The sequence below is a fragment of the Nitrospirota bacterium genome, from assembly GCA_040757335.1.
GTDB lineage: Bacteria > Nitrospirota > Nitrospiria > 2-01-FULL-66-17 > 2-01-FULL-66-17 > JBFLXB01.
Genome location: JBFLXB010000002.1, coordinates 117769 through 139899 on the forward strand (window position 1 = coordinate 117769; position 22131 = coordinate 139899).

The following is a 22131-nucleotide window of genomic DNA, read 5'->3' on the forward strand; positions in this document are numbered from 1 at the left end:
ACCGGGATAGGAGGTGATTCCTCGTGCCCGTGACGTTCCATCTCGCGAAGGCTCTGCACCGGTTCACGGAGGGGCAGAGCCGCGTGACCATTGATGCCTCCCCGAAGACGGTAGCCGACGCATTGTCGCTGCTGTGGACACACTACCCGGGCATGCGGGATCACGTGTTGACCAAGGCCGGCGAGGTGCTGCCGGACGTCAATATTCTCGTTTGGAATGAGAGTATCCGTTTCCGCGGCGGCATGACTACGCCGTTGCCTGAAGAGAGCGACGTGTTCATTGTCTCGCCCCAGGCCTCGGAAGCGGCTCGACCACGCAGCGTCTAAGGGCGATCGCTTCGCAGGGTATGATGGGTGCGGATTCGCCCGGCATCCTCCGCAAGGGCGGTCCTTTCTTGCTGGCATGTGATACCGATTCTGGACTTGGCCACCCCCCAGTCTTTGTGCTTTATGCTTGACCTCGCACTCGCGAACCACGCTAAGTTCTAGCTGAGTCTTGACAAGGCGCCTATGTGAGTCCGCATAGCCGTCTTGTTTGAATTGATATGGGGCGCGCATCGACTGGTCTTGCCAAGTTCACCCCTCCGGACGCCACCGGCCTTGTGGCGCGTCCGCGTCTCTTTCGCTTGGTGGATCGCGCCTCCCGGCGCGCTGCCGTGTGGGTGACGGGACCACCCGGGTCGGGTAAGACCAGCTTGGTCGCAAGCTACCTGCGTAGCCGACGGGTGCCGGCGATTTGGTACCGGATGGATGAGGGCGACTCGGATCCATCGTCGTTTGGTCGCGCCTTGGCCCTGGCTGCGCGTCGGCTCCATCCCGGTCCCTGGACCCCGCTTCCGCCCCCGAGCCCCGCCTCGCGCGCGCGCGTGGGCGCCTCGCCACGCGGTTTCTTTCGCGAGCTGTATGCCCGCCTCAGACGACCCGCAGTGTTGGTCCTGGACGACTACCAGGCCGCGGGGGAGGGGGCCGACCTGAATCGGGTTATCTTAGCGGGGCTGTCGGAAATTCCGAACAGGCTGACTGTGATCGTGATCAGCCGCCACGCTCCGCTGCCGATCTTCGCGCGATTACTGGCGTCGCGGCAGCTCGCCATCCTGGAGTGGGACGACCTACGGCTGTCGCGGGCGGAGGCCACCGCGATCGCGCGCGCACACGGTGGATCGCGGCTCCCGCGGGCGGCCCTGTCGCAGCTGGTGGCGCGAGCGTCTGGCTGGGCGGCAGGCGTAACTCTCCTGCGCGACGATTGGTTGACCGCGGCCGCGGCAAACCCCTCCCCACAGGCCGATCCACGGGCCGTGCGCGACTATTTCGACGCCGAGGTGTTTGCCCACATCGAGCAGCGCGCCCGGACGCTGCTGCTTACGACCGCGTACCTTGAGACCGTGACGCCTGAGGCGGCCGTGCGCCTCTCCGGAATGCGCGATGCAGGGGCGATCCTATCGGAGCTGGCCCAGCGCCGCCTGTTCGTCGAGGAACACACGGGCGCGCCCAATGCTGCATACCGGTATCACCCCATGTTTCGTGACCTCCTCATCGACCGCGCCGAGCAGGCGCTCCGCCCGCCGGCCTTACGCCGCGTTCAGCGAGCCGCGGCGCAGGAGCTACTCGCGGCAGGGGCGGTGGCTGACGCCGCGGCTCTGTTTGGGCAAACCGGGGATGCGCCCTCCCTCGCCGAGCTGATCCGCCAACAGGCTGGGCACCTGGTGCGTGAGGGGCACGAGCAGACCGTCCGCGCGTGGCTGTCGCGCCTGCCTCCGCGCCTTCTGCGTACAGACCCCTGGCTCGGGTACTGGTCAGGCGTGTGCCGTCTCTCAGTGGACCCCACCGACAGTCTGGCCCACTTTGAGCGAGCGGCCGAGGGCTTTGCGGCGGGAGGGGATCGGGACGGCCAGTGGGCCAGCGCGATCGGCGCATTGCGCGCGATCCTGATCGAGTCGCACGCATTTCGCCGTATGGACCCCTGGATCAAGGTGGTGGATCGTCTGTCTCAAGAACTCGACGCCGTCCCTCCCACCCAGTTCGCGGACCAGGCCATTCCTGCGATCCTCTTTGCCCTGACGCTCCGCCGGCCGGATCATCCCGACATCGAACAATGGGTCGCGCGCGCACACGGGGTGCTTGACGAGTCCACGCACCCCACGGCGCGGCTGGAGAGCGGCTACGCGCTCGTGACGTGGTACAACTGGCGGGGCGAGCCGGCGCAGGCCCGCACCGTGGTCGGTTCCCTGCGATGGCGATTCAGCGTGGTGAGGAACGGATCGCCGATGCATTTTCAGAAAAAATCGCCGCACAAGCCGCTCAGGATGCTCAAGGCGATCATCGCCCTCGGTGGGCGTCACATCGCGGAGGACCAGATCACCGACGCACTCTGGCCCGAGGCTGACGGCGATCGCGCGCACAAGGCTTTTTCCGTGACCCTAACCCGACTGCGCCGCCTCTTGGGCATTGACCACGCCATGGTCGTCTCCCACGGGCGCGTGAGCCTTGATCCCGCGCGCTGCTGGGTGGACACCTGGGCGTTTGAGCGGCTCGTCTCAGGCGCGGGCCAACCAGCCAAGACCGACTCGGCCGGACGCGGCAAAGACGCCTCCGACGCCGGGCGTGTCGCGCGGCTGGAGCGAGCGGCCACGCTGTATCAGGGACCGTTCCTTCCCGATGAGGGTGATGGACCCTGGCTCACCGCCACGCGAGCGCGGGAGAAGGCCGGGTATCTGCGCTGCCTTCGCGCCTTGGGGCAGCACTGGATCGAACGAGGCGAGTGGGCAACGGCTGCCGGGTGGTACGAGAAGGGGTTGGAGGCGGACGAGCTCGCCGAGGAATGGTATCAGCACCTGGTCGCCTGCTACGTTCACCTGGGCCGCCACGCCGAGGCCCGCTCGGTCTACCAGCGCTGCGAGCGGCTCCTGGCCGCCCACCTCGGCATCCAACCCTCTGAAACGACCAAGGCCCTCATCCCCAAGGGCTAGGCTGGTCCATACTGCGCCTGGATCCAGCGTGGGCCAATCTGTAGTCGATCTGTGGCGGAGGCTGTGAGAAAATCTTGCACATAGGCTGGATGGACTGTTGGTATTCGCTCACGGCAAGTCTAAGGGGTCGGTCATGAAGATGAGAGTCATGTCAGGGATCGCGGCTGCTGTCGGTTTACTCGTGATGGTCCTGGGCGCTTGCAGCAGCGACAGGGACAACGGAGCCCCGCTTCCGCCGGGATCTGCCGTCATCGGCGCGAGCGGCGGGACCGTAACCTCCGCGGACGGTAAGCTCACCCTGACCATCCCGGCCGGGGCGTTGGGGAATGCCGAGACGATCACAATCGAGTCAATCGATCCGAGCGGCTTGCCGACATCCCTCGACGGGGCCAAGCCGAGTTTCGCCTTTGAGATGAAACCTGACGGACTTCAGTTCAGTCAACCGGTGGACCTTGCGATGACGTTGGAGAACTTTTCCGGCCAGTTCGGTAAGAGCCTGGACGGGGGAGTGGTCGTGCTGCTCACTTCTTCAGGGAACACCATCGAGCCGGTGGACCAGCAAGGACTGGACATTGACCTGTCCACCGGGACCGCCACGGTGACGGGGAAGATCTCCCATTTTTCCACCCTTCAGGGGATCATCGCCCCCGGAGTCACGGCGAAGATCGAGATTGAAAAAAACATCATTCCAGTAGGCGAGAATTTCAATGTCACGGTGACGGTCGAGAAGTCGGCGGAATCAACGGTGATGTCAGATCGAGTGCGATATGGAGATTTTAGCAGTGGGCCCATTGGGACGTTCTGGGATAACCTGGAAGGTACGTTGGGGAGTCTTCGGCACGACGGAGCGTTCACTGTTCAGAGAGCCATCGATTATTGGTGTAATACGGCCGGATTAGCGAGGTACAAGGCCGATGTCATCCTGGAAAGCTTGGACATAGCCTTTCTACCCGTTGAGGACACCTTCACCGTTCAGTACCGTATCCACGGAGAGACCAACATTATCTGCCTGGCGAGCGGAGCAGAGGATGGGCTGACCGAAACCGGTCCTGGCCCTGTGGGGCTATTCTCCGTGGTCCCGGTTGAAAGCACCCATTTGGTGGGAGAGACCTTCGAGATCAAGCTAACCGAGGATCTGGTGGACTCGATTTCGAGTCCGAGGTTTGAGATTCGCATCACGGACATCAACCGTAATATCCTATCTTCACCCACGCTCTCCGGTTCCACGGGAGCCGCCGATGTGAGTTTGGATCACATCGAAAACAAGTTTGGCCCGTATGGTCGCCTCGAAGTGATGGCGCCTTCCCTGGAGCAAGACAACACCCAGACCCTTCAATATACCTGTCAAAAAGCGGGGGATACCGCCCTGGAGGTGACCCTGTTGATGTATAGGCCGGATAATGAAGTTCTGGGTGTGCGGCACCTGGTGGCCCTTGTCCACTGCCGGACTCCTTCAGACTCCGGGACCGGAGGGGGCGATACCGGTGGTGGGGGCGGCACGGGTGGTGGAGGTGATACCGGTGGCGGGGGTGACACGGGTGGTGGAGGCGGTACGGGTGGTGGAGGCGATACAGGCGGTGGAGGTGGTACGGGGGGTGGAGGCGGTACCGGGGGAAACACGGCGAACCTGTCGGATGCCACAGGAAGCATCACCAATGTTCAGGCCGCCCCTTCCCTATGCACGGTCACTCCAGACCCAGCGGGGACCGAGGTCACGGTGAACTGTCCTGATCAGGCACAAGGTGTTCATTTGGCGGCATACATCAACCTGCAATCACATGCCCCCAGGCTTCTTGTTTTTCAGGTCACTGTCGCTGCAATTGCATATGCTGCCCTCCTAGATTGCACGGTCACTGCCTGTACCGGTATCGAAACGAACTTTGCTGGCGATGTGCTCAGGGCTATCTTGGTTCGTAACGTTCTGCTCCAATTTTTCAATACAACAAACGGCCAGGCGGCCGGCTCGGCCACCCTGAACGCCGATCTTTCAGTCTTTGCTGCTGATCCCTCGATGGACCCGCCTCCAGGAGCCGTGGCCTGGAAGGTGGTGAACCCTGAGATCAGCCCCGTGCATGAAGACGGGCCTTTTCTACTGACTGAGCGCCATCCTGTTAATGACTTACCTGTGGGTGCGCACTGGGCGCCACCTGATCTCTGCGCGTTTGATCACCTGCACGGCCCGTTCGAGGGTCATGAAGATCCCGCGCCTGGTCCCCCCACGACGGAATCGGCGTGCGGACATGGCGTGCTGGTGTGGCTGTTCTGATTCCTCACAATCCTCGCGTAGGATGGTCTCGCCACGGCCGCTGTGGTCGGATCGGTCGTGGTGGGGGCGAAGGCGTGGTGCTGTCCTGCAACGGCTCCAGCGCGTTGCCGTGATTCCCGGGAGCTTCTAACCGGGGAGCGGCTCAGGGCGCATCGGATTCCTTCGGCACCGGCAGCCCCTCTCGGGCCATGATCTTCAACGCGTTGGTGGTGGGGCAGGGGCCGGGGCGGAGGCGGTAGTCGAAGGAGAGGCCGCGCTCGTCCACGGTTTCGCGGAAGTGGTGGGTGGAGATGCGGTGACTTTCTCCCTCCAGCTTGACCAGCTCCAGATCGTGCGTACTCACCAGGCCGATGGCGTTGGCCGCGGCAAGTGCGCGCACGTAGTGGCGGCTGCCGATCAGGCGCTCGCGGTTGTTCGTGCCGCGAAAGATCTCATCGATCAAGAAGAACACGGGCGGGCCGTTCGTGTTGCGCGCCGCGTCGAGCAGGTACTTGAGGCGTTTGACCTCCGCGTAAAAATACGACAGACCGGCGTCGAGCGAGTCATCCACGCGAATACAGCAGACCAGGCGCATCCAAGGCGATGTCCAGCTCGCGGCGCACACCGGTGCGCCGGCTTCAGCCAGGCACAGGTTGACGCCAAGTGTTCGCAAGAACGTACTCTTTCCTGACATGTTGGAGCCGGTGACGATCGACAGCGCGCCCAGGCCCTTGAGCGTGAAGTCGTTCCTCACGCGGGTTTCGGGCGGCAGGAGGGGGTGGCCGACCGACGTGGCGACCAGGGCGACCTCGGCCGACGGGTCGGTGGGAAGTTTGAGATCCGGGTACGCGAAGTCCGGGTGGGTTGCGGCGTAGTGTCCGAGTGCGGACGCGGCTTCGATTCGGCCGAGCCGCTCGATCCAGATCGGCAGGTGGTCCGCAATCTCCGCGTGAAGCTTGCGATACCGTTCCGCGAAAAAGAGATCCCACGGAAGAATCAGGTTGACCGACAGGTGCGCGAGCGGATTGGCCCGCAGGTTCAGCGCACCGACGAGGCCGGCCAGTCGACGCGTGGCGGCTGACGGGCGATCGGTCGTGGATGTGAACGGTTCGAGAACCTGCCGGAGCGCGGGCTGCGTCCGGTACGAGCGACGTTCCAGCACCGCAAAGACTCGGGAGTACGGCGCAAGGTCGGCTTCCAGCTCCACGGCCTGCGAAAAGGCGGTCGCGATCTGGGGAGCGACGAACCAGAAGATCGCGCCATAGGCAATGAGCGACAGCACCCAGTACCCTGGCGCGCCTGCTGCGAGCGAGGCGGTCAACAGCGTAGCGGTGAGCGCGGCCAGCACGAGTGAGAGCGCCAAGATGAATCCGAGCTTCGGAGGCCGGCCTTGGCTCACGGCCGCGACGACCCGCCCGCCATCCAGAGGAGCGGGGGAGATTTGCTTGGCCTGGAGAATCAATCGGTCTCGAAACAGGGGCAGTCGCTCCATTTCCCTGACGAGCGCACGCCGTTCGTGGAAGTGTTCGGGATCAGGTTGCAGGATCCAACGACGAAGTTCTGCTCGGCCGGTGCTGGAAATGGTCGTGTCCAGCCAACGCAACAGCGAGTGAGCGCCCGTGATGTCCAGATCCGTGGCGTAGGGATGGTCGTCGGGTGCAGGATGGTCTGCGGGAGGAACCGTGGACCAATCCAGCCGTACGCGCGCCAGGTGAGCGCGCTTGAGCGCGATCCACGCGTCCAATCGGCGGATCTTGCTCTTGAGCCGCCCATGGGAACGGGCCACGAGCAGAAACACCGCCCCGAACACGATCAATGGGATCCACCCGCCTCGGGCGCGGTCGGCAAACGCGGAAATGGTGACGGCAACCGCGCCTGTGACGAAGATGGCGACCCGCCAGCGCGTAAACAACGCACTCGCGCGCGCGGCCCGGTGCCTTCTGGTCTCGAGTTGTGCGACCAACCGCTCAAACGTGCGCGCGACGAGGGCGTTACGAGAAAGCCCGATTCTGGTCATGCTCGTCCAACGGTTGTTCGAAGGTAGTCGGTAATGCTGGGGGAGGTCAGGGTCAGCCCCAAGCGGGTCTTGGCTTTGGTGTTGGAGATCACGCGGTCGTGCGCCACGTTCGGCGCCGGGCCGCGGTCCGGGATCGGCAGTCCGTACATCGTAGACACGAATTGGTAGAAATCGACCCGTCGGATCTGGGAGTCGTCCACGAGATTGAAGACCTCGGCGGTCAGGTTGCGTCGGATTGCGAGATCGATGGCGTCGCACACGTCGTGGATGTGGATGAAGTGCACGAACTGGCGGGTGAGCATCGTGGACGTGATGAGGCCCTCAGCCAAGCGTGACCGGAACTTGTCGCGGCCTTCCCCGTACAGGCCTCCGCAGCGGAAGATCACATAGGGCAGTCCGCTGTCGATCAGCGCGTGTTCGGTCTGCAGCAGGATCTCCTGGCGCTCGGATTCGATGACGGGGTGGTAACTTTCGTCAATCGGTTCATCCACGGACTCGGGGTACACGCCCGTGGAACTGATGAGGATGATCGAGCGGGGCGTGATCCGACGCTCGGTCAGTTGCGACGTGACCGACACCATGTTGTCCAGATAGGTCGCGCGGTAGGCGGCGAGGTCCGACGACGGGGCCGCCGCGGGACAAAAGATCAAGTGGTCGGCCCAGGCCATGTGCTCGACCAGTCGCGGGTCGTCGAGCGACATCGCGTACACCCCGCAGGGGGGTGAATCGATGTGCGTGCGCCGGACGCCACGCATCTCGTAGTGGTTCCCGTGCCGGCGCGCCAGGGCCTCGCCGAGTCTGCCGAACCCGAGGATGAGGACCCGAATCAAGGGCGTGGTCATGTGATGCAGCCTACCATAAGAGAGCGGGAGCTCAAAGCGTCTAGAATTTCGCGGTGAATCCGGCGTAGATCGACCGTCCCGCCGTGCCAAAACCCGTGACTTCTTCATAGTCGCGGTCGAACAGATTGTCCACTCGCACGAAAAGCGTCGGGCCGGACGCGTACTCGCGCGAGGCGGCCAGGCTCACGAGAGAGTATCCCGGAGTGGTCACCCCGCCGACATCGAGCCGGTCGCCCACGTAGCGGTAGTCCGCCCTGAGCTGGGTCCCGTGTTCGGGCTTGAAGATCAGCGCGAGATTGGCTTTGTTGCGCGGACGCCGGAGGAGCTGGTCGTTGGTCGAACTGTCGTGCGTGCTCGTGTAGGTGTAGTTGGCTTGGATCGCGGCCTTGGGGTCGGGGATCAGCTCGGTGGAGACCTCGACCCCCGTGACCTCCGCGCTGTCGATGTTGGCCAGGACGAACGCCTGATTGAAGGCGATGAGATCCCGGTACTTGGTATGGAAGTAGGTTGTCTCGAGGTTGAGGGTCTTCGGGATCAGGTCGTGGAACAGGCCCACTTCGTAGCCGCGCGATGTTTCGGGTTCAAGATCCGGATTCGAGCTCGGCGGGAACGGAGGGAAGGGCGGAAAGAAGAGATCGTCGAGACCTGGCGCCCGAAATCCGGTGGCAAAGTTCCCGAAGAGGCGTGAGCGCCACCCTGCGAGCGCCAAGCTGGAACCGACCTTGTAGGTGTTGTGCCGGCCGTAGCGATTGTTGCCGTCGGACCGCACCCCGGCGGTGAAGAACAACGGGTCCAGGGCCGCCAGTTGGTCCTGAACGTACACCGCGTTGGTCACGATGCGTTCGTCGTAGGATCCGAACCCGGCCGTGTATTTCCCACTGTCGCTCTGGTATTCGTATCCGACCGTCAGGAGATTATCCGGGCCCACGTCGAGCGTGTGTTGCCAGTCCACTTGGCGCGACTGGGCGTCGGTGTCGGAATCCCCGGCGTCGGTGTCTTGATTGGTGCGGTGGTTGCGCGCCCATCCGATCGTCAGACGATGATCCCACCAGGGGGCGAACAACCCTGAATAGGTCAGACCGGTGACCGCGGCTTTGTCGCGCGATTTGGCGGCGCTGTCCGCCAGCGGAAACGCGTCGTCGTAATCCGTGGTGGCATCGTTCAACCTGAGGTTTACGTCGAGGCGTCCGCCGACTCCCACGCCGCGACCCAGCCGCGCCACGAAGGTGGTGTTCTTATAGCCGTCAGGTTCGGTGTTGCCCAAATCCTGGTCGGCTTTCGAGAACCCGCTGGAAGCCTCGTACGACAGCGACAACGTCCGATCCCAGACCGGGCCCTTGCCGGAGGTGTTGAGCGCGCCGCCCCACGTGCTGTAGGACCCACCTTCGACGGACAGCGAATTGTCACCACCCGTCCGGCCGGGCTTTGTCACGATGCTGATCACGCCGGCCACGGCTTCGGAGCCGTAGAGAGGACTTTGCGACCCGCGGAGAACCTCGATGCGTTCGATGCCATCGACGGTCAGGTTCGCGGCATTGAACGCTCCCGTCGTGGGGTTGTTGACTTTCACGCCGTCGATCAGGACCAACACGTGGTTCGACTCGCCTCCGCGGAGGAACAGCGACGTAATCCCGCCGGGGCCGCCGGACTGCACCACGTCCAGCGCCTCGACGTGCCGGAGCACTTCGAGCACGGTGTGGACCCGCAGGCTCTTGATCTCGGCTTCGTTGATCACGGTCACCGCCCCGGTCATCTGTTCGAGGGGTGTCCCGGTCTTCGTGCCTTGAACCACGATATCCGGAGGGGGTGCCGGCTTCTCTTGGCCGGATGCGTGGCGTAACGGACCGACTACCAGCAATGCGAACAGACAGACGGCGAACAAGAACGGATTCATGGGTGGGCTCCTTCCGTGGATATCGGTGAAGCGATGGAATCAAGTTTGTATTCGATGCGCACCGGGAACCGCAGCGGGGTCCGTTCCGGCGGCGCAGGCAGCGACCCGATCCGATGGACCATGTCCAGAGTCGCCTGGTCGAGTGCGTGATACGACGATGAAACAAGGACTCGCGGATCCGAAACCTCTCCGTCCGCGCCGATGAGAAACCCGATTTCGACCGTGCCTTCCAGACCTCGTCGCTGTGCGGACAAGGGGTAGCGTTTCGCGCGCTCCAGGATGGCCAGCACCAGGGGGCGGTATTGCGCGCGAGCGACTGCCTGTGCCGCGGGCGCATCGGGATGAAACACGGGCGGGGAGGGCGCATCGCTCGGCACCGTGCTCGTGCCAGCGTCCGGTGGCGGCTCGAGTGGCGTCTGAACCTGCGATGGGGGTTCCTCGGGGGACGCCGGTTGGTTCAGCTGCGCCGGATCCGGCTCGGGAATCGCCGCAGGGCGGGGGTCCGGTGGGACCGCATCAACGCGCGCCTCTTCCGGGGCGATCGGAGGTTGTGCGGGTGGGCTCACCGTCTGCACAGTGGAGTCACCGTTCCGCAGGTCGACCAAAGTAACCGACATGACCAAAGCGGGAGGCGCGGGTGATGTGGATTGCCACGTCGTCCGTAACGACATCCACACGCTGCCAATCAGGATGGCATGAACGGCGATCGACAGTCCCAGCCAACGCGGCCACGCCGTGGGACTCACGATGTGCTCCAGTCCACGGTCACTCGCGGTTGCCCGGTTCGCGGGTGTGAATCAACCAACGCGCCGCAGCCGAAGGTCTCGCGGATGATGGACTCGGTGAGCACGCGGTTCGGAGGTCCCATCGCGCGGACGCGCCCATCCACCAGGGCGACGATGCGATCGGAGGCCGCCACCGCGCTGAGATCGTGCGAGACCGTGACCGTGGTCAACCCGGCGGGCCCGGTGAGCCGCGCCAGGAGCGCGTGGAGTGCGACCTGATACCGGAGATCGAGGTTCGCGCCCGGCTCGTCGAGCAGGAGGACCGAGGGTTTCTGCGCCAGGGCGCGTGCGATGACCGCTCGCTGACGTTCTCCGCCCGACACCTCCAGAATCGACCGCGAGGCCAACGGCGCGAGCTCCATGAGATCGATCGCCTCATTGATCGCGGCCTCGTCCTCCCCGGACTCGAACCCCCACGGCGACAAATACGGCGACCGGCCCATTCCCACGATGTCGCGCACCGAGAATTCGAACGGGATCGTGGTGTCCTGGGGCACGTACGCGATCTGTCGCGCGCGGGTGCGGGGAGTCATGCGCGAGAGCGGCGTCCCGTGGAGCGTCGCAGATCCCACCGTGGGTTCGACCAGGCCGGCCAAGACGCGCAAGAGGGTGCTTTTGCCCGAGCCGTTGGGCCCGACCACGGCCACGGTTTCTCCGCGATGGATGGTGAGGCTGACGGCGTCCAGCACGGCGGCGGCGCCGTATCGCACCGTCGCGTGATCGATCACGAAGAGCGGCGCCGACCCTCCGGCCCTCATCCGGCCACCACCTTGCGCCGTTGCGCGAGGAGCCAGAGGAAGAACGGTCCGCCGCAGATCGCGGTGATCACGCCGACCGGCAACTCGGTGGGCGCGAGCGCGACCCGCGCCACGGTGTCCGCGATGATCAGAAACATCGCTCCGCCCAGCACCGACGCGGGCAGCAGCAGGCGGTAATCCGTGCCGATGAGTCGGCGGAGGATATGGGGCGTGAGAATGCCGACAAAGCCGATCATGCCGCTGAGCGACACCACCAGCCCGATCATCATGGCCGCGACAATGAGGCTCGAGCGGATCACGCGTTCGGCGTGGACACCCAACGACTGCGCGGTCTCGGCCCCCAGCGTCATGATGGTCAGGGGCCGGCCCTGGAGGCAGAGCCAGGTCATGCCCGTGCCCAGCACGGGACCGATGAGCCACAGGACCCGAGACTCGACCGATCCCAGATTGCCCATGAGCCAGACCACGCGCCCGAAGATCCTGGCGGGATCCACGTAGCTGGTCAGGAACATGATCACCGCGGACAAGGTGCCGTTGAGGACCACGCCGGCCAACACCAGGGTCTCGGGTCGGATGCGACCGCTGACCATGGAGAGGCGATAAAGCGCCACCAAGGTGGTCATGCCGCCCGCAAACGCCAACAGCCACGTGGCGGTCGCGCCCGCGAGCGCGTGCTGGATCGGCCACAGCCCCGCCACGATCACGCCCAACGCGGCTCCGCTGGACACGCCGATCAGATGAGGCTCGGCCAAGGGGTTCCGCAGGATGGATTGGAGCACCGCGCCGGTGAGACCCAGGGTGGCACCCACCAGACCGGCCAGGACGATGCGCGGACCGCGAATCTGGAGCACGATGGTTTCGCTCATGTCGGTGGGTGAAACCGGCGCGTACCACCCGGCGACGATGGCCAGCAGGCGGCTGATCGGCACCGGCTCGCTCCCCAGCGAGAGCGCGGCAATGCCCGTCACGCCGAGCAGGGTCGTCAATACCGCGAGCGTGAGTGCGGCGCGTTGTCGGGTGAGCGTGGTCACGGGCCAGCCGCAGAATCTTCATGTACGACATTAAGTTTCGAAGCCAAGAACTCGATGGCATCGATGATTCGTGGCCCTGGTCGGTTGACCAAATCGCGAGGCACCGCGTAGAGGCGGCCGGTCTTCACCGCCGTGATCCGATCCCATCGCCGCCAGGCTGCGATCCGTTCCTCCGGCACGTGTTCGGACTCGCCGGCGAAAAAGATCACCTCGGGATCGAACCGCAAAATGGGTTCCAGCCCCACGCGCGGGTAAGATTCGGTGGGACCGGTCTCGAACGGTCGGCCCCCGGCTTTGATCAACACGTCGTACAGGAAGCTCTTCGGCCCGATGGTCAAGTAGGGGTTCTCGTCGATCAGATAGAGCACCCGTACCGGTGGGGAGGATGAACGCCGCGCCGCGACCGCGGCCAGACGCGCGCGGAGCCCGTCAACCGCCGCGGTTGCGGCTGCGCGGCGCCCGGTGATCTCGCCGAACATGGTGATCCGGGTCAAGACCGCTTCGACCGAGTCCGCCTCCACACCCAGGAACGGGATGCCGAGATGCTCCATTCGGCGTGCGGTGTCGCGCATGCCGAGTCCGCCGGTGCTTACCACCAGATCGGGCCTGAGCGCAGCAATGGCCTCGATATTGGGGTTGACGCCCCCGACCTTGGGTTTGGACAGGGCGGCCGCGGGGTAGTTGCAGAAATCCGAGACGCCCACGATGGCCTCGTCCAGCCCGAGCAGGAAGAGGATTTCGGTGACGGCGGGCGAGAGCGACACGATCCGCTGCGGAGGGGCGTCGAAGCGCAGCGTGCGGCCGAGATCGTCGCGGACGGAGAGAGGCTCCGCTGATGCAACGGACGCAAGCGCGAGTGGTGCGAGGAGAAAGAGGGGAGACCGCCTAGGTCGGGAAGAAACGCGAAGCATGCGCAATCCTCGGCACCATGCCTTCGAGGATTGCACCCAGCTTCTTCATCCCGAAGTGCGGCTCAGGCCTTCGTGCGAGGCGCGACCGCGATCAGCTCCAGGCAGGTCTTCTGACTCCCGGATCATCCTACCCCCACCCTTCCCGGCTGATTCACTCGGCCAGTGGGCACTGCTTGGGGGATCGTCCCCGGTTACAGCGGCGGGACCGCCCCGGATTTTCACCGGGTTCCCTTTTCAAGCCCGATACGGGCTACCTGGAACGAGGGGCACTGTAGAGGAAAACAGAGGGGCCTGTCAAGCGCTTTCGAAACAGCGCTTTCGAATCAGCCGGGTGGTGCGGGTGTTTCCAGCCCGAGGGATCCCACAAAAGTGTCGGAGCTGTAAGGCTCCAGGTTGCACGCAGGTGAGACCCGAGTCCTACGGATGGGTCAGGGACATCCGGATATAGGGGGTCGATGGCGCGGTTTATGCAAATATTTGACATGACGAGCCGAAATCGGTAAACGCTGGACCAACGCGCCGTGCGGGAGGCACGGTGCAGGGAGGGTCATCCAATGGCATCGAGGGATCATCAAGGCAAGGTGAACCCGGGCGCTGGTCGACCATCCATCCCGGGGATCGTGTTTGGTGAGAAAAAATTCGGCACTGCGGGGGGACCCGCGTGCCCGAAATGCGGCGGTCAGATGGTCTTGCGCACGTCGTGGGGCGCAAGGATCGGCACGTCGTTCTGGGGGTGCTCCCGCTACCCGAGGTGCTGCTCGACCATCACCACGTCCTGAGCCGCAATCCGGCCACGCCGCAGTGGCGAAATTCGGTTCGCAGGGAGCAGTCGCCGCGCCGACCTACGGCGATCTCAGATGATCTCTTTTCGATAGTCCGGCCCGCGAGCCCGTTCAGGCGCCCGCTCCCATGTCCGGACCGGCCCGTCGACCACCCGGAACAGTCCGTGGGCGCCGGGTTGCGGAATCGCCTCCCACAGTCGCGCCAAGTCCGGGGACCGGTCCTTGAGCGTTCGGAGCAGGTCGTCCCATTCGGTCAGCAACTGCCCGCGCGTCTCGGGGATAGGAGGGTGCGTGCGGCGGCCGCGGATCTTCCGTCGGTCGAAGTCGTACCCGCGGAGGCGCGCTTCGTCGGCGACTCCCGCCAAGTAGGCGTTGATCGCCGCCAATGGGTCGCTGGCGGTGCGAAACCGCGCGAGCTGCGGATGGCGTCGGTATCCGCGCGTGCATCCGGTCAGCACGGCGCGGGCCAGTAAGGCCTCTCGCCAGAGAGCGACCAGCCCCTTGGCGTCCAAGTACCTCGGATGTAGCGTCCACAGCCTCACGGTGTCAGCGTCGACTCACCCCGTCGCCACGAAGATATACGCCGGTCGCTTCGACCGCGTCAAGACGTTGCGTGGGTATGGGGTTCTAGGGTATACCTGCGCACGGACCGCGAGACGATCCACCGACCAGGCATGGACCTCCCACAGACCGCACAGGCGCTGTTGCAGACGTTGGAGGCGTTGGCCACCGAGTTGCATCGGTCTCCGCCGGCAAAGTCTTTGACGCTCGACAGCTCGCTCGAACGAGACTTCGGGTTCGACAGTCTGGGCCGCGTCGAGTTGGTGCTGCGATTGGAGCAGCGGTTCGGGGTGCGGCTGTCCGAGCAGGTGATGGCGACGGCTGAGACGCCGAGGGAGTTACTGCGGGCGGTGCTGGCCGGCGAGACCGGCGCCGCGCCCGCCGGCACCGTTGAAACCGTGCACGCCCGCGTGGGGGCGGTGGAAGGTGAGCCCGCGGACGCGGGCACCTTGGTGGAGGTGCTCCGCTGGCACGTGGAGCGACACCCGGAGCGGCCGCACGTCTACCTGCTGGACGATCAGGGGTGCCGCGAGCGGATCGCGTACGGGGAACTCTGGCGGGGTGCCGCCGCGGTCGCGTCCGGTCTGCGGGCGCGTGGGATCGGATCCGGCGACACGGTGGCGATCATGTTGCCCACCTCCCGGGAGTATTTCTTCGGGTTCGCCGGCATTCTCTTGGCCGGAGGCATCCCGGTGCCGCTCTATCCGCCGCTTCGGTTGGCGCAGATCGAAGACCACCTACGCCGCCAGTCCACGATTCTCCGCAACGCGGGCACTGCGCTCATGATTACCGTGCCCGAGGCGCAGCGGGTCGCGCAGTTGCTCAAGGCCCAGGTGACGTCGTTGCGGCACGTGACCTCGGTCGAGGAACTGAGCGCGGGAGCGCGGGAAGAAGCGCAGCCAAGCGTCAACCCCCAGGACATCGCGTTGCTGCAATACACCTCGGGCAGCACCGGGACGCCGAAGGGGGTGATCCTCACCCACGCCAACCTTCTGGCCAACATCCGCGCGATGGGCGAGGCGGTGCGCGCGAGTTCCGAAGACGTGCTGGTGAGCTGGCTGCCCCTGTATCACGATATGGGATTGATCGGCGCGTGGCTCGGAAGCTCCTACTACGCCGCGCCGTTCGTGGTCATGTCGCCGCTGACGTTCCTGGCGAGACCCGAGCGATGGTTGCGCGCGATCACCGACTACAAGGGGACGATTTCGGCCGGCCCCAACTTCGGGTTCGAGCTGTGCGTGCGCAAGATCGACGACACCGCGCTCGCCGGGCTGGATCTCAGTTCGTGGCGCCTGGCGGTGAACGGCGCCGAACCCATCAGTCCCGACACCATGACGCGGTTCATGGCTCGGTTTGCGGCCGCGGGATTCCGGCCCGAAACCATGGCGCCGGTGTACGGGTTGGCGGAATCGTCGGTGGGGTTGGCGTTTCCTCCTCTGGGGCGGGTGCCGCCGATCGACCGTATCAAGCGCGACGTCCTCACCGCGCAGGGCCGGGCCGAGCCCGCGGACCCCGACGATCCCACCGCGCTGCGCTTCGTGGCCTGCGGCCGGCCGCTGCCGGGTCACCAGATCCGCGTGGTGGACCAAACCGGGCGCGAAGTGGGTGATCGCGAAGTCGGCCGCATCCAGTTCACCGGGCCGTCCACCACCAGCGGGTATTACCGCAACCCGGAGGCCACCCGGGCGTTGTTCGACGGAGAATGGCTGGAGTCGGGCGACGACGGGTACCTTGCTGAAGGAGACATTTACATCACCGGCCGTGCGAAGGAGGTCATTATCCGGGCGGGTCGGAACTTGTACCCCTACGAGTTGGAGGAGGCGGTGGGCGCGGTGCCGGGCATCCGCAAGGGCTGCGTGGCAGTGTTCGGGACCGCTGATGCCGACACGAGTACCGAGCGGCTGGTGGTCGTGGCCGAGACCCGCGAGGCGGATCCGGTCGCGCGCGAGGAACTCCGTGACCGCATCCGCGCGTTGGCGATGGACCTGTTGCACACCGCGCCCGACGACATCGTGCTCGCGCCGCCGCACGCCGTGCTCAAGACGTCCAGCGGCAAGATCCGGCGGGCGGCCTGCCGCGAACTGTACGAACGCGGCAGCCTCGGGAAACCCGGCCGCGCCGTCTGGCTGCAAGTGGCTCGCGTGGCGCTGGGCGGGGTCCTGATCAGCTCGCGCGGCGGGCTGCGCACCGCAGGCCGCATGGCCTACGCGGCGTACGCGTGGGCGGTGTTCGGAGCCGGGATCACGCTGGCGTTGGTCGGAGCCACCGTGATGCCCTCGGAACGGGTCCGGTGGCGCATCACGCGCGGGGTCGCGCGCCTCGGGCTGCGACTGGCGGGCATCCCGCTCGTGATCCGCGGGACCGCGCCGCGCACGCCCGTGCTCTTTGCGACCAACCACGCGAGTTATCTCGACGCGGTGGTGCTGGCGGCGTCGTTGCCCTACGGCGGCAGCTTCGTGGCCAAGCGCGAGTTGGCGAGCGGATTGGTCGCCCGGTTTTTCCTCCGGAGACTGGGGACGGAATTCGTCGAGCGGTTCGACGCCAAACGCAGCGTGGAGGACACCGCGAAACTCGTCGACGCGGCGCGGCGCGGTCGTTCGCTGGTGGTGTTTCCCGAGGGCACGTTCGGCCGCGCCACCGGCGTGCGACCGTTTCGGATGGGCGCGTTCGTGGTGGCGGCCCAGGCCGGGACCCCGGTGGTGCCCGTGGCGTTGCGCGGGACGCGGTCGATCCTCCGCGACGGGTCGTGGTTCCCGCGGCGCGGCGCGGTCAGCGTGGTGATCGGCGAGCCGCTGGTCCCGCAGGGCAAAGACTGGGCCGCGGCCCTGGGGTTGCGGGAAGCCACCCGCAAGCACATCCTGCAATGGAGCGGGGAGCCCGATCTGCTCCTGGCCAGATCGGTCGGAGCCAACCCATGACATCTGCGGGCTTGCGGCGTCCGGCGAGGCTGCGGTATATCGGTTCCCGATGACGGCCTTTACGTATACGCCCATCGGCGTGTTTCACACGCCGTATCGCACGCCCGGCGAGATTCCCAAGGCGTTGGGCCAGGCCCCGACCGCCGAAGCGGTGATCGAGGTGGACCCGGCGTACGCGGACGGCTTGCTCGACATCGATCGGTTTTCTCACCTGTTCGTGATCTTCGCGTTCCATCTCAGCACCGCCAAACCCTTGAGGGTGTTTCCCCCTGGGCAGACCCAGGAACGCGGCGTGTTCGCCACCCGCTCTCCCCACCGGCCCAATGGGATCGGTATTCTCACGGTGGAGTTGCTCAAACGCGAGGGAAACCGCCTGTTCGTGAAAGGGGTGGATGTGGTGGAGGGCACGCCGGTGCTGGACATCAAACCCTATCTGGGACATTTTGACTGTCGTCCCGAGGCCACGCTCGGGTGGATGGACGCCGTGGAAGAAAACCCGCTAAGACCGTGAAACGGGGAGGAGCCAAATGAGGCAGGCGCGTGCGTACAGAGGGGTGATGATCATGTTGGCCGGGGCATTGGCTCTGGGATGGGGCCAGGCTGCGGCCGCGGAAAAGGCCGACTCGGCAGTCCCGCTCATGAAAGACCTGGGTAGTCTGCACCATCCGATCACCACGTCGTCCAAACCCGCACAGCGATATTTCGACCAGGGGCTTCGGCTGGCATATGCCTTTAATCACGCCGAAGCGCACCAATCGTTTCAGGAAGCCGCGCGCCTCGATCCGCAATGCGCGATGTGTTACTGGGGAATGGCGCTGGTGTTGGGTCCCAACATCAACATGCCGATGGACCCGGCCGCGGAAGCACCGGCGCACGAGGCCGCGCAGAAAGCGGTTGCGCTGGCCGCCAAGGCGACCGTGGCGGAGCAGGTGTATATCCGTTCGTTGGCGGTCCGCTACGCAGGACCGGGGGGAAACCGCGCCGCGCTGGACAAGGCCTATGCCGACGCCATGCGCGAGGTGGCGCGGCAGTTTCGGGACGACGTGGACGCCCAAGCCCTGTTCGCCGAAGCCATGATGGACCTGCGGCCGTGGGACTACTGGACCAAAGCGGGCGACCCACACCCCGGGACCCAGGAGATCGCGGCCACGCTGGAGGCCGCGATCAAGAAAAATCCCAACCACCCGGGCGCGTGCCATCTGTATATCCACGCGGTCGAGGCCGTGCAGCCGCAACTCGCCGTGCCCTGCGCGGAGCGCCTCGCCAAACTCATGCCGGGCGCCGGGCACCTGGTGCACATGCCGGCGCACATCTACATGCGCGTGGGCCGGTACGACGACGCGGTCAAGAGCAACACCGAGGCAGTGGCGATCGACCATCACTATATCGAAGGCCGCAAGCCCGAAGGCGTGTATCCGCTGATGTATTACCCCCACAACGTGCACTTCTTGTGGTCCGCGGCCTCCATGGGCGGGCGGAGCGCCGAAGCGATCAAGGCCGCGCGCGACTTGTCCGCGATCGTCCCGGACGACGCGATCAAACAAATTCCGCCGTTGGAGGTGTTCAAGCCCACAAGCCTGTACGCGATGGTGCGGTTCGGCAAGTGGGACGACATTCTCAACGAACCCGAGCCGGCCAAGGAGTTCGCGTACACCAGGGGGATCTGGCACTACGCGCGCGGGCTCGCGTTCATGGCGAAAGGCCGGCTCGAGGGGGCGGATCAGGCGCTGGGTGAGGTGCGGATGTTGTCGGTCGAGGTGCCCGACACTCAGATGGTGGGTCTGAACTCCGCGTCCACGTTGTTGCAGATCGCAGGGTACGTGTTGGGCGGCGAACTCGCGGCGCATCGCGGCCGGACCGAGGACGCGGTGGCGCAGCTCCGGAAAGCGGTTGAACTGGAAGACGGGCTGACGTACGAGGAACCGCCCGGGTGGCACGCGCCCGTCCGCCACTCGCTGGGCGCGGTGTTGCTGGCCGCGGGCCTGCCCAAGGACGCCGAGGCCGTGTACCGCGAAGACTTGCAACGCCACCCCGACAACGGTTGGAGTTTATTCGGGTTGTCCCAAGCGTTGGAAGCGCAGGGTTTGGACAAGGACAGGGTGGCGGTGGAGAAGCAGTTCAAAAAAGCGTGGAAGCAGGCGGACGTGACCCTGACCGCCTCTCGGTTCTGAGCGCCTGTTCATGGAGGGGAATACCTTTGGGACTCGCTGGGGCACTGGAAAGGTCACGCCTGTACACCTAGGCGGCGCGCGGGAGTGCCCGTTCTTGGCAGTCGTCGCCGCGGCCACTCCACCTCGTGGTTTGCAGCAGCGCCGTCATCTCATCCGCTGGAATCGGACGGCTTGCGAGGTAGCCCTGAATGGTCGAGATCGGAAAGGGCGCGATGCCCGCCGCTTGCCACGACCGGGTCTGCGCACAGGCTTGGCGAAGCACCGCGTCGCCGATCGCGACGACCAAGCCGGTTTCTTCAGCCAGGGGGATGAACTGGGCCGGCGACAGCAAACCCAGCTCGGGGTGTTGCCACCGCACGAGAGCCTCCATCCCCGTGATCCGCTTGGTCGTGAGATCCACTTGCGGCTGGTAATAGACGATAAATTCGCCCCGTTCCACCGCGTGACGAACCGGGGTTGTACGTGAGGCGAGTGGCGCCAAGGAGAAGCGGCTCCGAGCCACGAGCGCCGCCGAGACGGTGAGGCGGCCGAGGCTCCTCAGAACTCACGCTGCAGACGGACCTTTTCAGCAGCCTGTTTCAGGGGCTTGACCCTGGACCTAGGTCCAGGGTGTACAGTGCGCTCGATGAAGCCCTCGACCATTGGATGGCTTGCCAGAGAAGCGGGTGTCCGGGTGGATACGATCCGCTGCTACGAGCGCCGGGGATTGATCCCGCCGCCCTCTCGGCGCGATTCGGGCTATCGGGAATATACGGACTCGGCCCTCGCGCGGGTGCGGTTCATCCGGCGGACAGGGCCGCGACAGGAGCGGTGATCGGCCGTGCCACACCTGACCGCCGATGATCGATATGATCTGGTGATCCTGGGGTCCGGGTCGGCGGCGTTTGCCGCAGCGATCAAGGCCTCCGAGCTGGGGGCGCGGGTGGCCATGACTGAGCGTCGCGTCATCGGCGGCACCTGTGTGAACGTGGGGTGCATTCCCAGCAAGAACCTGATCCGGGCGGCCGAGCTCTACTATGCGCCGGCGCATACCACCTATCAGGGCCTGGGAATAAGACGTGGAACGTTGGACTTCGCGGCCCTGATCCGACAGAAGGATCGACTGGTGCAGACACTGCGCCGGCAAAAATACATCGATATTGCTGAGGCGGATGAGAAAATCGCTATCCTAAAAGGTCATGCCCGCTTTCTCTCCAAGCACCAGGTTCAGGTCGGCGATCGGGTGGTGGAGGCTCCCCGCTTTCTGATTGCGACCGGTTCACGGGCGTGCATTCCTGAGTTTCCGGGAATCGACAAGGTCACGTATCTCACCAGCACCGAGGCCTTTCAACTCAAGAAGCCGCCGAAGTCGATGGTCATCATCGGTGGGGGCGTGATCGCGCTAGAGTTGGGTCAGATGTTTCACCGATTCGGCACCAAGATCACGATCCTGGAGCGGGGCGGTCACGTGCTTTTGGGGTTGGACGAGGAGGTGGCTCAAGCGATTCAGCGGATCTTGATCGAAGAAGGCGTGAGGATCGAGACCCATGCGGCGGTGAGTGAGATCGCTCAAGCGTCCAGGGGGACTGCAGTCACGGCGCAGGTTCAGGGCCGGGCGAGGCGGTTTGTAGCCGAACGGCTGCTGGTCGCCTGCGGCCGGGTCCCCAACAGCGATGGGATCGGGCTGGAAACCGTGGGAGTCAGAGTGGATCAACACGGCTTTGTGGAAGTCGATCACACGATGCAGACCACGGCCGACCACATCTGGGCGGCGGGCGATGTGACGGGCCCACCGCTGGCCACGCCGGTGGGAGCTCGTGAAGGGGTGGTGGCGGCCCAGAACATGCTCAGTGGAAATCACGTCACGATGGATTACACGGTCATCCCCCGGGCGGTCTTCACCGATCCGGAAGTCGCGGCCGTGGGACTGAGCGCAGCCGAGGCCAGAGCACAGGGAATGCAAGTGGAGGCTGACTGTCTGGACCTCGCCCACTTACCCAAGGCCGCGGCCATCCATCAGACGAAGGGCCTGGTGAAGATGGTGATCGAGCAAGACACCAAGCGGGTCGTGGGTGTCCAACTGGTCGCGAATCGAGGAGCGGATCTCATCCACGAAGCCGCGCTGGCGGTGAAGTGCCGGCTCACGATCGACGATCTGATCGGAACCATCCATGTCTATCCCACCATGTCGGAGGCCATCCGGATGGCGGCCCAGATGTTCACAAAAGATGTGTCAAAGCTATCCTGTTGCGCGGAGTAATGCGGAGAAAAG

17 protein-coding genes, 1 pseudogene and 1 riboswitch are annotated in these 22131 nt (G+C 65.1%); of the genes and pseudogenes, 9 read left to right on the forward strand and 9 right to left on the reverse strand.

Annotated features, from left to right (window positions below):
• Positions 1-23 precede the first annotated feature (23 nt).
• From AB1451_02570 to AB1451_02580, 3 genes are all read left to right on the forward strand, one after another.
• Positions 24-326, forward strand: a complete 303-nt coding sequence (locus AB1451_02570) for a hypothetical protein (protein ID MEW6681791.1) — start codon at positions 24-26, stop codon at positions 324-326.
• A 218-nt stretch (positions 327-544) separates the two neighbouring features.
• Entirely contained in the window at positions 545-2965 is a 2421-nt protein-coding gene (locus tag AB1451_02575; protein ID MEW6681792.1) for a BTAD domain-containing putative transcriptional regulator, read from the forward strand.
• 133 nt (positions 2966-3098) lie between these two features.
• Positions 3099-5231, forward strand: coding sequence for a hypothetical protein (locus AB1451_02580; protein ID MEW6681793.1), 2133 nt, complete (start codon positions 3099-3101; stop codon positions 5229-5231).
• Between the two features lie 142 nt (positions 5232-5373).
• Here AB1451_02580 and AB1451_02585 read toward each other — a convergent pair whose 3' ends face one another.
• Genes AB1451_02585 through AB1451_02615 form a run of 7 tightly spaced genes read right to left on the reverse strand, consistent with a single transcriptional unit; the run spans position 5374 to position 13448 of the window.
• Positions 5374-7227 carry a hypothetical protein gene (locus AB1451_02585; GenBank protein ID MEW6681794.1) on the reverse strand — a complete coding sequence of 618 codons (1854 nt, stop codon included), beginning with the start codon at positions 7225-7227 and terminating at the stop codon, positions 5374-5376.
• Positions 7224-8069 carry an NAD-dependent epimerase/dehydratase family protein gene (locus tag AB1451_02590; GenBank protein ID MEW6681795.1) on the reverse strand — a complete coding sequence of 282 codons (846 nt, stop codon included), beginning with the start codon at positions 8067-8069 and terminating at the stop codon, positions 7224-7226. The genes AB1451_02585 and AB1451_02590 overlap by 4 nt, the downstream gene beginning before the upstream one ends.
• A 40-nt stretch (positions 8070-8109) precedes the next feature.
• Complete coding sequence (locus AB1451_02595) at positions 8110-9963, reverse strand: TonB-dependent receptor (protein MEW6681796.1); 1854 nt, start codon at positions 9961-9963, stop codon at positions 8110-8112.
• A complete protein-coding gene (locus AB1451_02600) occupies positions 9960-10709 on the reverse strand; it encodes an energy transducer TonB (protein ID MEW6681797.1) in 750 nt (249 codons plus the stop codon). Before AB1451_02600 ends, AB1451_02595 begins: the two co-directional genes overlap by 4 nt.
• Positions 10706-11506, reverse strand: coding sequence for an ABC transporter ATP-binding protein (locus tag AB1451_02605; protein MEW6681798.1), 801 nt, complete (start codon positions 11504-11506; stop codon positions 10706-10708). The genes AB1451_02600 and AB1451_02605 overlap by 4 nt, the downstream gene beginning before the upstream one ends.
• Positions 11503-12537: an iron ABC transporter permease gene (locus tag AB1451_02610; GenBank protein ID MEW6681799.1), complete on the reverse strand. Its 1035-nt coding sequence runs from the start codon at positions 12535-12537 to the stop codon at positions 11503-11505. The genes AB1451_02605 and AB1451_02610 overlap by 4 nt, the downstream gene beginning before the upstream one ends.
• Positions 12534-13448 carry a helical backbone metal receptor gene (locus tag AB1451_02615; protein MEW6681800.1) on the reverse strand — a complete coding sequence of 305 codons (915 nt, stop codon included), beginning with the start codon at positions 13446-13448 and terminating at the stop codon, positions 12534-12536. Before AB1451_02615 ends, AB1451_02610 begins: the two co-directional genes overlap by 4 nt.
• A gap of 82 nt (positions 13449-13530) precedes the next feature.
• Positions 13531-13721: riboswitch (cobalamin riboswitch) on the reverse strand.
• Positions 13722-14002: 281 nt separating this feature from the next.
• On the opposite strand from AB1451_02615, the gene AB1451_02620 reads away from it, so the two are divergent.
• Entirely contained in the window at positions 14003-14227 is a 225-nt protein-coding gene (locus AB1451_02620) for a topoisomerase DNA-binding C4 zinc finger domain-containing protein (GenBank protein MEW6681801.1), read from the forward strand.
• Between the two features lie 74 nt (positions 14228-14301).
• Here AB1451_02620 and AB1451_02625 read toward each other — a convergent pair whose 3' ends face one another.
• On the reverse strand, positions 14302-14772 hold the full coding sequence (locus tag AB1451_02625) for a pyrimidine dimer DNA glycosylase/endonuclease V (GenBank protein MEW6681802.1): 471 nt from the start codon (positions 14770-14772) through the stop codon (positions 14302-14304).
• A gap of 132 nt (positions 14773-14904) precedes the next feature.
• On the opposite strand from AB1451_02625, the gene AB1451_02630 reads away from it, so the two are divergent.
• From AB1451_02630 to AB1451_02640, 3 genes are read left to right on the forward strand one after another with little or no spacing between them, the layout of a single operon-like run.
• Positions 14905-17709 carry an AMP-binding protein gene (locus tag AB1451_02630; protein ID MEW6681803.1) on the forward strand — a complete coding sequence of 935 codons (2805 nt, stop codon included), beginning with the start codon at positions 14905-14907 and terminating at the stop codon, positions 17707-17709.
• A 49-nt stretch (positions 17710-17758) separates the two neighbouring features.
• On the forward strand, positions 17759-18220 hold the full coding sequence (gene tsaA / locus AB1451_02635; protein ID MEW6681804.1) for a tRNA (N6-threonylcarbamoyladenosine(37)-N6)-methyltransferase TrmO: 462 nt from the start codon (positions 17759-17761) through the stop codon (positions 18218-18220).
• 46 nt (positions 18221-18266) lie between these two features.
• The gene (locus AB1451_02640; protein MEW6681805.1) at positions 18267-19880 is read left to right on the forward strand and encodes a hypothetical protein; all 1614 of its coding nucleotides are present in this window, start codon (positions 18267-18269) and stop codon (positions 19878-19880) included.
• A gap of 193 nt (positions 19881-20073) precedes the next feature.
• Here the strand turns inward: AB1451_02640 and AB1451_02645 are convergent.
• A pseudogene (locus AB1451_02645) lies at positions 20074-20331 on the reverse strand (EAL domain-containing protein).
• 174 nt (positions 20332-20505) lie between these two features.
• Here AB1451_02645 and AB1451_02650 point away from each other — a divergent pair.
• Together AB1451_02650 and merA are read left to right on the forward strand one after the other, a co-directional pair.
• Positions 20506-20694, forward strand: a complete 189-nt coding sequence (locus tag AB1451_02650; protein ID MEW6681806.1) for a MerR family DNA-binding transcriptional regulator — start codon at positions 20506-20508, stop codon at positions 20692-20694.
• 6 nt (positions 20695-20700) lie between these two features.
• Positions 20701-22119, forward strand: a complete 1419-nt coding sequence (gene merA, locus AB1451_02655) for a mercury(II) reductase (protein MEW6681807.1) — start codon at positions 20701-20703, stop codon at positions 22117-22119.
• The last annotated feature ends 12 nt before the right edge of the window (positions 22120-22131 follow it).